This window comes from Chthoniobacter sp., from assembly GCF_040003245.1.
Classification (GTDB): Bacteria; Verrucomicrobiota; Verrucomicrobiia; order Chthoniobacterales; family Chthoniobacteraceae; genus Chthoniobacter.
Map to the genome: position 1 here is coordinate 1 of NZ_JBDUCX010000252.1, position 9487 is coordinate 9487.

The window sequence follows — 9487 nt, forward strand, 5'->3', positions numbered from 1 at the left end:
TGTGAGCGGCAAGCTCGCCCACGAGGATTACCTGCACTTCGTTCCCGAGTTCGAGCGACTGATTAAACAACACGGCAAACTTCGCGTGCTCTTCGACATGACAGACTTTCACGGCTGGGAAGCCGGCGCGTTGTGGGACGACATCAAGGTGGATCTAAAGCACTTTTCCGACATTGAGCGATTGGCAATGATCGGAGGCAAGGAGTGGGAGAAGCAGATGAGTCTGTTCTGTCGCCCCTTTACGACCGCGGAGATTCGCTACTTCGACCATGCCAAAACGGCCGAGGCGCAGGCGTGGCTCGAAGGCGATTGAATCGTCCATGAAATCCGCCGCTTCCCGCGTCCTGACGATCAACGGCGGCTCATCGAGCATCAAGTTCGCGCTCTTCGAGGTTGGCGACGCGCTCGGACGAATTCTGGAAGGCGGGATCGAGCGAATCGGACAGCCCGACGCTACCTTGCGAATGAAAGGCGAGCGCGCAGCGGACAACTATTCGCGACCGGTGAAAGCGCCCGATCACACCGCGGCGGTGGATGCCCTGATGGACGGAATCGAGGAGCGCAGCGGGCGGGAAGCGTTCGTCGCCGTGGGGCATCGCGTGGTGCATGGCGGACCAAAGTACCACGAGCCGGTGCGTATCACGCCGGAGATGGTGGCCGAACTGCGCGAGCTCAGCCCCTTCGATCCCGAGCACCTTCCGGAGGAGATCCTGTTGACCGAAGCGTTTCATCACCGCTTTCCCGACGTGCCCCAGGTGGCGTGCTTTGACACGGCCTTTCACCACGACCTGCCGCGGGTTGCGAAGATGCTACCGATCCCGCGACGCTACGAGGCGCTCGGCGTGCGCCGGTATGGCTTTCACGGATTGTCCTACGCGTTCCTCATCTCTGAACTGGAGCGTGTGGCCGGCAGCGAAGTCGCGAAAGGGAGGGTCATCCTCGCGCACCTCGGCAATGGCGCGAGTCTGGCGGCGGTGCATCACGGCAAGTCCGTGGACACGAGCATGAGCTTCACCCCGACCGCCGGAGTGCCGATGAGCACCCGCTCTGGCGATCTTGATCCCGGACTCCACTGGTATCTGTCGCGCACCCAGGGCCTCGATGCGAAAGGCTTCAGCAAGATGGTCAACTTTGAGTCCGGACTGCTCGGCGTGTCGGAGACCAGTTCCGACATGCGCGACTTGCTCGCCAAGGAAAAGGAGGACGTGCGTGCGGCGGAAGCGGTCGCGATGTTCTGCTACCAAGTCAAAAAATGGATCGGCAGTTTCGCCGCGGCGCTGGGCGGATTGGACACGCTCGTCATCGCCGGAGGAATTGGCGAGAACGCGCCTGCTGTCCGCACAAGGATCTGCGACGGACTCGGCTTCCTCGGCATCGAACTGGATGAGACAAGCAATGCGGAACCCGTCGAGGTGATTTCGACAGAAGCCAGCCGGGTTACGGTTCGCGTCATTCGCACCGACGAGGAACTGATGATCGCGCGGCTCGTCATCCGCGTCCTCGGCCTTGGCGGAGAAGACGAGAACAAGACATGATGACAAGAGTTCTGGCCCCGCACACGCCCGCCGACAAATGCGGGTCGAAGACGGTCGCCCTGAGTCAGGCGAAGAAATCTACACCTGTCCTATGCAGCCCGAGATTGGACAGCTTCTTCCCGGCAAACCCTGAGTCAGAAAAACGTGTCTTGGTACTTATGAAATCCACCCAACTGCTACACAACCTGGGCCAGAGCCTCTGGCTCGATAACATCACGCGTGACCTGCTGGATAGCGGCACGCTCAAACGCTACATTGACGAACTGTCGGTGACCGGGCTGACCTCAAACCCGACGATCTTTGATCACGCCCTCAAAGAAAGTGGCGCTTACGACGACGCGATTCGTGAGGAACTGACGAAAGGAAAAACCGGCGAGGAACTCTTTTTCGATCTGGCGCTGGATGATCTTAGTCGGGCCGCCGACCTGTTCCGTCCGATTCATGACCGGACGAATGGCGTGGACGGGTGGGTGTCGCTGGAAGTGTCACCGCTCCTGGCGCATGATACCGCCAGCACCATTGCCGCGGCCAAGGAGCTTTCCGCAGGGGCGGCACGGCCCAATCTGTTCATCAAGATTCCCGGCACCAAGGAAGGTTTGCCGGCGATCGAGGAAGCGATCTTTGCCCGTGTGCCAGTCAACGTGACGCTCTTGTTTTCGCGCGAGCAATATCTGGCGGCGGCTGAGTCGTACTTACGCGGCGTCGAACGGCGCATCGAAGCAGGGCTCAATCCGCAGGTCGGATCCGTGGCCTCGATGTTCATCAGCCGCTGGGACGTAGCCGTCGCGGGCAAAGTTCCGGAGACTTTGCAGAATCGGCTCGGCATCGCGATTGCCGGGCGCATTTACCAGGCTTATCTTGGGCTGTTGAACCAACCGCGCTGGCAGCGTGCTTACAATTCCGGAGCCCGGCCGCAACGGCTGCTGTGGGCCAGCACCGGCACAAAGGACCCGAAAGCCTCCGACATTCTCTACATCAAAGCGCTCGCGTCACCTTTCACCGTGAACACGATGCCAGAGGCAACGTTAAAAGCCCTCGCCGATCACGGCGAACTTGGCCCGATCATGGACGCCGATGGCGGCGACTGCGAAACGGTTTTGGAGCAGTTCGCCGAGGCCGATGTGAATGTGAATGCGCTGGCCGCCCGACTTCAGGACGAGGGCGCCAAATCGTTTGTGAAATCATGGGAGGAACTATTGGCGGTGATCACCTCGAAGAGCAACGCACTCAAGAGAGCCGCCTGATCTCGGGATCGGATTAACGAAAGACTCAAGCGTATGACGACCAGCCTCAAACCACTCACGCAACGGCCGGCCTGGAAGGCTCTCGCCGCCCACCATAAGAAGATCCAAAAGTTGCATCTCCGGAAGTTGTTCGCGGATGACCGGGATCGTGGCGAACGAATGACCGCCGAGGCCGCGGGTCTCTTTCTTGATTTCTCGAAGAACCGCATCACCGACCAAACCCTCAAACTTCTGGTCCAATTGGCCACCGAATCCGATTTGAACGGACGGATTGCGGCCATGTTCAACGGCGAGAAAATCAACGTGACGGAGAATCGCGCCGTCCTGCACGTGGCGCTGCGCGCTCCGAAGGGCGCGACTTTCATGGCGGATGGAATCAATGTCGTGCCCGAGGTCCACGCGGTGCTCGACAAGATGGCCGCTTTCTCCGACCGCGTCCGGAGCGGTAAGTGGAAAGGCCATACCGGCAGGCGCATCAAGAATGTGATCAATATCGGTATCGGTGGTTCCGATCTTGGTCCGGTGATGGCTTACGAAGCCCTCCGGCATTACAGCGAGCGCAGTCTCACCTTTCGCTTCGTCTCGAACGTGGACGGAATTGATTTCGTCGAAGCGACGCGCGACCTCGAACCGGCGGAAACCCTCTTCATCGTCTCGTCGAAGACCTTCACCACCCTGGAGACGATGACCAATGCGCAAAGCGCGCGGGAGTGGTCGCTGAAAGGTCTCGGCGGAAATCCGAAAGCAGTGGCGAAACATTTCGTCGCGGTTTCCACCAATGCGGAAAAGGTCTCTGCATTCGGCATTGATCCGGCGAACATGTTCGGTTTCTGGGATTGGGTGGGCGGACGCTACTCGATGGATTCAGCGATCGGTCTTTCGACGATGCTGGCCATTGGACCCGACCATTTCGGGGCGCTGCTCAAAGGCTTTCACGAGATGGATGACCATTTTCGCACCGCACCTTTCGAGAAAAATCTGCCGGTGCTCATGGGTCTGCTGTCGATTTGGAACAACGAGTTTCTCGGCGCGCAAACGGTGGCGGTCCTGCCCTATGAGCAATACCTCAAGCGCTTCCCGGCATATCTTCAGCAGCTCACAATGGAGAGTAATGGCAAACACGTCACGCTCGGCGGAAAGAAGTTGGATTACCAAACCGGCCCCATCTACTGGGGCGAACCTGGCACCAACGGTCAGCACTCGTTCTATCAAATGATTCATCAGGGCACGCGACTCATCCCATGTGACTTTATCGCGTTCGGCCACTCGCTCACGCCGCTCGGTCGGCACCACGACATTCTTTTGGCGAATGTCTTCGCCCAGGCCGAGGCTCTCGCTTTCGGAAAAACAGCCGCCGAAGTCAAAGCCGAAGGCACACCGGACTGGCTCGTGCCACACCGGGTGTTTGAGGGCAACCGACCGTCCAATGTCATCCTCGCCGACCGGCTCACGCCGGAAGTTCTCGGCAGGCTCGTCGCGCTTTATGAGCACAGTGTTTTCACGCAGGGCGCCATTTGGAACATTGATTCGTTTGACCAATGGGGCGTCGAGTTGGGCAAGATGCTCGCTCAGAGAATCGTTCCAGAACTAGAGAGCAAGGCAGCGCCCAGGCTCAACCACGACAGCTCGACGAATCACCTGATCCGCTATTATCGGAAACTGAAGGCGAAGATGTGAAGAGCCCGCTCCATTTCGTGAAGTTTTGCGAGGGTCGCCTTCGGACCGCGAAAACAACCGAAAGGGCTCTCACTGGAGCGGTGATCACGAACCGCGTTTGCGGATAGCATTGCGCTATGACGCCCGGCACCGGGAGGTATTGGCCGGAAACGCGAAGCGCGCCAATAGTCAGGCAGAGTGCTGAATGAAGCCGTAAACCGGCCAACTCGGACTCCAAGCAGCAACGACCACTGAGCGGCGACAAAACTCCACCAAATGAACACCAGCACACTAGCGCCCGAAATACGCGACGACACGGAAGGCGACGAAATCACAACACTCACGCCGGAGCTTCTCCGCAAAATAGATGCCTACTGGCGGGCGGCCAACTATTTGTCGGTCGGGCAGATTTACCTTTACGACAACCCGCTGCTTAAGGAGCCGTTGAAGCTTTCTCACGTAAAGCCGCTGGTGGTCGGCCACTGGGGAACGACGCCGGGGCAGAACTTCATCTACGTTCATCTCAATCGGGTGATCAGAAAGTATGACCTCGACATGTTTTATGTCGCCGGCCCCGGCCACGGTGGACCGGCGATCGTGGGGAATGTTTACCTCGAAGGCACCTGGAGCGAAGTCTATCCGAACGTCACTCAAGACGAAGCGGGGCTGAAAAAGCTGTTCACTCAGTTTTCTTGGCCTGGTGGGATTTCCAGTCATGTGGCGCCGACGACGCCGGGTTCGATCCACGAAGGTGGCGAGCTGGGATATTCGCTCAGCCACGCATTCGGCGCGGCATTTGATAATCCGAATCTGATTGTCGCCTGTGTCGTGGGCGATGGTGAGGCGGAGACGGGTCCACTGGCCACCTCGTGGCAGTCGAACAAGTTGCTCGATCCGGCCACAGACGGCGCCGTGCTGCCGATTCTGCATCTCAACGGCTACAAGATCAGTAACCCAACTCTCCTGGCGCGGATCGAGCATGAGGAGTTGGAGCAATTCTTCCGCGGTTGCGGCTGGACGCCGCACTTTGTGGAAGGGGATGACCCGGAGGAGATGCACGAACTGATGGCCACCGCCTTGGAGGTGGCGATTGAGGACATCCGGAAAATTCAGGAGAACGCGCGGTACAACCACGACACCACGCGACCGCGCTGGCCGATGATCGTGCTCCGGTCGCCGAAGGGTTGGACCGGACCGAAGGAAGTGGATGGCTTGAAAATCGAAGGCACCTTCCGCGCGCACCAGGTGCCGATATTGGTGAACGCTGAACATCCCGATCACGTGGCCCTGCTTGAGATCTGGATGAAAAGTTATAAGGCCGAGGAGCTATTCGATCAGGAGGGCCGACTCATCCCGGAGCTGGCGGAATTGGCGCCAAAGGGCGACCGGCGAATGGGTGCGAATCCGCACGCCAACGGAGGCCTCCTACTGCGCGACCTGCGCATGCCGGACTTCCACGAACACGCGGTTCAGGTCACTTCGCCCGGCGCCGTCGATGGGCAGGATACCTTGGTGCTGGGTCTGTTCCTGCGTGATGTGGCCAGGCTCAATCAGGACCAGCGCAACTTCCGCGTCTTCGGTCCCGATGAGACACTTTCCAACCTCTTGGGCGCGGTCTTTGAAGTGACCAACCGCCAGTGGGATGCCCGTGAAGTAGCGAATGACGAATTCCTTGCACCAGCCGGACAAGTGCTGGATTCGATGCTGAGTGAGCATCAATGCGAAGGCTGGCTAGAAGGTTATCTACTGACCGGACGGCATGGTCTGTTCAATAGCTATGAAGCGTTCATTCGCATCGTGGACTCGATGTTTAGCCAGCACGCCAAATGGCTAAAGGTGACCCGCGAACTGCCATGGCGGCGTCCGATCGCTTCGCTAAACTATCTCCTCGCGTCGCACGTCTGGCAGCAGGATCACAACGGCTTTACGCATCAGGATCCCGGCTTTCTCGACCACGTCATTAACAAGAAGGCCGACATCGTGCGGGTCTATTTGCCGCCGGACGCCAATTGTCTGTTATCCGTCTTCGATCATTGCCTGCGCAGTCGCCATTATGTGAACGTCGTAGTGGCCGGCAAACACGCGCTCCCGCAGTGGCTCACGATGGATGCCGCAGTGATTCATTGCACGCAAGGGATCGGCATCTGGCAATGGGCGAGCAACGATCAGGGTTCCGAGCCGGATGTCGTCATGGCCTGCTGCGGAGACACGCCTACGCTTGAAATTTTGGCAGCAGTTTCCATTCTGCGCGAGCATCTGCCCGAGCTAAGAATCCGTGTCATCAATGTCGTCGATCTGATGAAGCTGCAGTCGGCGAGCGAACATCCGCACGGGCTGAGCGAGGCGGACTACGATTCGCTCTTCACCAAGGACAAGCACATCATCTTTGGTTTCCACGGCTACCCGTGGCTCGTTCACCGGCTGACCTATCGCCGGACAAATCGGAATATGCACGTCCGAGGCTACAAGGAAGAGGGCACGATCACGACGGCTTTTGACATCCGAGTTCAGAATGACCTCGACCGCTTCCACTTGGTGCAAGACGTGGTGGATCGTCTGCCCAACCTGGGCTCGAAAGGCGACTACCTGAAGCAGATGGTCAAAGACAAGTTAGTCGAGCACAAGCACTACATCGAGAAGCACGGCGAAGACATGCCGGAGATTCGGAACTGGAAGTGGGGCGCAGCCAAATAATCCGCACGTCGGTATGCCTCTGCACGTTTGCCTCATTCGACACGGTGAAACCGCGTGGTCGATCTCCGGCCAGCACACTGGTCGCACCGATCTTCCCCTGACTACGCACGGCAAAGAGGAAGCTCGGACGCTTGGGCCGCGGCTCCGCGATATTTGCTTCACCCGCGTCCTGACTAGTCCACTGCATCGCGCGCGACAAACGTGTGAGCTAGCTGGGTTCGATTCCGTTGCCGAAATCGAGCCCGACCTGGCCGAATGGAACTATGGTGACTACGAAGGTCGGCTCTCCGCGGAAATCCGCAAACAGCGACCGATCTGGACTGTTCTCGCGGATGGTTGCCCCGGAGGTGAAATGCCGGCGCAAGTCTCTGCTCGCGCTGATCGGCTCATTGCCCGTCTTCGCGAAATGGACGGCCACATTGCGCTCTTCTCGCATGGCCAATTCGGCTGCGTTCTAGCCGCCCGCTGGATCGGATTGCCGCTCATCGAAGCGCGCCATTTCGTCATTGGGACGGCGTCGCTCAGCATTCTCGAATACGAGTCCAGCCATCCCGAAGTGCCAGTCATCGCTCTGTGGAATAGCTCCGCCCATCAACTGTCAGACGCGAATCCTTCGGCACACCTTGGCGACACCCGGCCCATGAAACAGCGGGCGCTGGAACGATGGGAAAACGAGGGCGGCGAGATTCCGGCACAACTGCAAAACAAGGACGCGGTGCTGAACCGCATTCCGTGAATGGCTGTCGGGCCGCCGGTTCCGACACGTTTCGCCTTCCTGCCCGGTGAAGAGGTGGAGCGGGGGTTTATTCGTGTGCTCGGAGAAATTGCGATCGAAGGACGCCGTCTCGCGCCATCGTCGCATGGGACCAACGCTGAGTCGGTCCACAGCACACGCGTGTTGATCAAACGCCTTCGCGCTTTGCTTTGGTTTGCCAGTCCGGCGTTTTCTGCGTCGGCCTTGGAGCGGCCGAAGTCGGATTTGCGAAAAGCGTCCCATCTTCTGGCCGCGGAGCGCGAACTTGCCGTCATGCGATCCCATTTGGAAGCGCTTGCGCGAAAGACTTCAAAGTCTGCCGATCGGAAAGTGCTGCTCCGACTGGCCGACGCCCAAGATAATCATGCGGACAACTCTGCAAAACCTGAGCAATTGCTGCGGCAGGCTGCAGCGATCGTTCTCACGGTCATCAAAGTGCTGAAGCAGCAGGCCACTGGCAATTCTCATTGGCCTTCTAATTCCGAACGTCTGGCCAAGGCATTTCGCGCTTCGGAAAAATCGGGGAAGAGGGCACTTCGTGGCGAACACGCAGAGCAGTTCCACGACTGGCGCAAGAAAGCCAAGAGGCTTCTCTATCAACTGCAACTTGCTCCCGGCATTCCAGACGAGCGTATGGTGCAGACCACTATTTGGGTGGATCAGCTCCAGGATGAACTCGGCGATTACCATGATGCCGTGGTCGCCCAGAATCGTTTGCGAAAATTTTCTCCGGACGAAGTATCCAAGCGGCTCGTGAGGCAAAGCGTGCATCTTCTGGAAAAAAGAAAGCGTCGCCTGCGGAAGCAGGTCGGGAAGATCGCGCGTCACATCAGATGGTAGTGATGCCGATGAACGGGGGATGCCTACTCCGTTCGCCTAGAATATACGACGGCATTTTTGATGCGCCATTGGGGCGGGCGGTTTGCGCATAGCCCCTGGCTATGACGAGGACACAGGGGAGGTATTGGCCGAATCGTCGATGTGCCTCGACTCTCAAGCATGAGCTATCAAAGCACCAACCCCTACGACGGGAAGACCCTCAAGACATTTTCAGAACTGACCGACGCGCAGCTTGAGACAGCGATTCAGTGCGCCGAGAGATGCTTCGAGACTTGGCGGAAAACGAGCTTCGAGGACCGGGCGGCGGTGGTCGCCAAGGCCGCCAGTATCATGCACAAGCGTGTGGATGAGTTTGCCACACCGGTGACGCTAGAGATGGGCAAGCTTTTCGCGGAGGCTCGCGGCGAGGTGGTGCTCAGTGCGGACATTATCGACTACTACGCGAAGAACGCGGAGCGATTTCTCGCTCCAGAAATCCTCAAACCGACCACAGGCGAGGCAGAGATCGTGAGTAGTCCATTGGGCGTGCTCTTTGGCGTCCAGCCCTGGAATTTTCCTTATTACCAACTAGCCCGTTTTGCCGCGCCGAATCTGATGGCCGGCAATGTGGTGATGGTAAAACACGCGGGCTGCGTGCCGCAATGTGCCATCGCTTTTGAGAAGCTGTGGTTGGAGGCGGGTGCGCCCGCCGGCGCTTACACCAATCTGCTCATCTCGCACGAGCAGGTAAATCAAGTCATCGACGATCCGCGGATCAAAGGCGT

At 58.6% G+C, this 9487-nt stretch carries 8 protein-coding genes; all 8 read left to right on the forward strand.

From position 1 onward, the window contains the following. Window position 1 precedes the first annotated feature (1 nt). A complete protein-coding gene (locus tag ABJF10_RS25550; protein ID WP_348547453.1) occupies window positions 2–313 on the forward strand; it encodes an STAS/SEC14 domain-containing protein in 312 nt (103 codons plus the stop codon). Window positions 314–320: 7 nt separating this feature from the next. After that, entirely contained in the window at window positions 321–1535 is a 1215-nt protein-coding gene (locus ABJF10_RS25555; RefSeq protein ID WP_348547454.1) for an acetate/propionate family kinase, read from the forward strand. Window positions 1536–1693: 158 nt separating this feature from the next. Beyond that, window positions 1694–2779: a transaldolase gene (tal, locus tag ABJF10_RS25560; RefSeq protein ID WP_348547455.1), complete on the forward strand. Its 1086-nt coding sequence runs from the start codon at window positions 1694–1696 to the stop codon at window positions 2777–2779. Between the two features lie 33 nt (window positions 2780–2812). After that, window positions 2813–4456 (forward strand): glucose-6-phosphate isomerase, encoded by a 1644-nt coding sequence (gene pgi, locus ABJF10_RS25565; protein ID WP_348547456.1) that lies wholly within the window; start codon window positions 2813–2815, stop codon window positions 4454–4456. 255 nt (window positions 4457–4711) lie between these two features. Continuing rightward, on the forward strand, window positions 4712–7129 hold the full coding sequence (locus tag ABJF10_RS25570; protein WP_348547457.1) for a phosphoketolase family protein: 2418 nt from the start codon (window positions 4712–4714) through the stop codon (window positions 7127–7129). A gap of 13 nt (window positions 7130–7142) precedes the next feature. Further along, on the forward strand, window positions 7143–7865 hold the full coding sequence (locus ABJF10_RS25575; RefSeq protein WP_348547458.1) for a histidine phosphatase family protein: 723 nt from the start codon (window positions 7143–7145) through the stop codon (window positions 7863–7865). Further along, window positions 7866–8723, forward strand: coding sequence for a CHAD domain-containing protein (locus tag ABJF10_RS25580; protein WP_348547459.1), 858 nt, complete (start codon window positions 7866–7868; stop codon window positions 8721–8723). 159 nt (window positions 8724–8882) lie between these two features. Continuing rightward, window positions 8883–9487: aldehyde dehydrogenase family protein (locus ABJF10_RS25585; RefSeq protein WP_348547460.1), on the forward strand; the 605-nt coding region annotated here is incomplete at its 3' end.

Coding starts and splice junctions, on each gene's coding strand:
- ABJF10_RS25555 (WP_348547454.1), top strand. CDS start 321: ATGAAATCCGCCGCTTCCCGCGTCCTGACGATCAACGGCGGCTCATCG.
- tal (WP_348547455.1), top strand. CDS start 1,694: ATGAAATCCACCCAACTGCTACACAACCTGGGCCAGAGCCTCTGGCTC.
- pgi (WP_348547456.1), top strand. CDS start 2,813: ATGACGACCAGCCTCAAACCACTCACGCAACGGCCGGCCTGGAAGGCT.
- ABJF10_RS25570 (WP_348547457.1), top strand. CDS start 4,712: ATGAACACCAGCACACTAGCGCCCGAAATACGCGACGACACGGAAGGC.
- ABJF10_RS25575 (WP_348547458.1), top strand. CDS start 7,143: ATGCCTCTGCACGTTTGCCTCATTCGACACGGTGAAACCGCGTGGTCG.
- ABJF10_RS25580 (WP_348547459.1), top strand. CDS start 7,866: ATGGCTGTCGGGCCGCCGGTTCCGACACGTTTCGCCTTCCTGCCCGGT.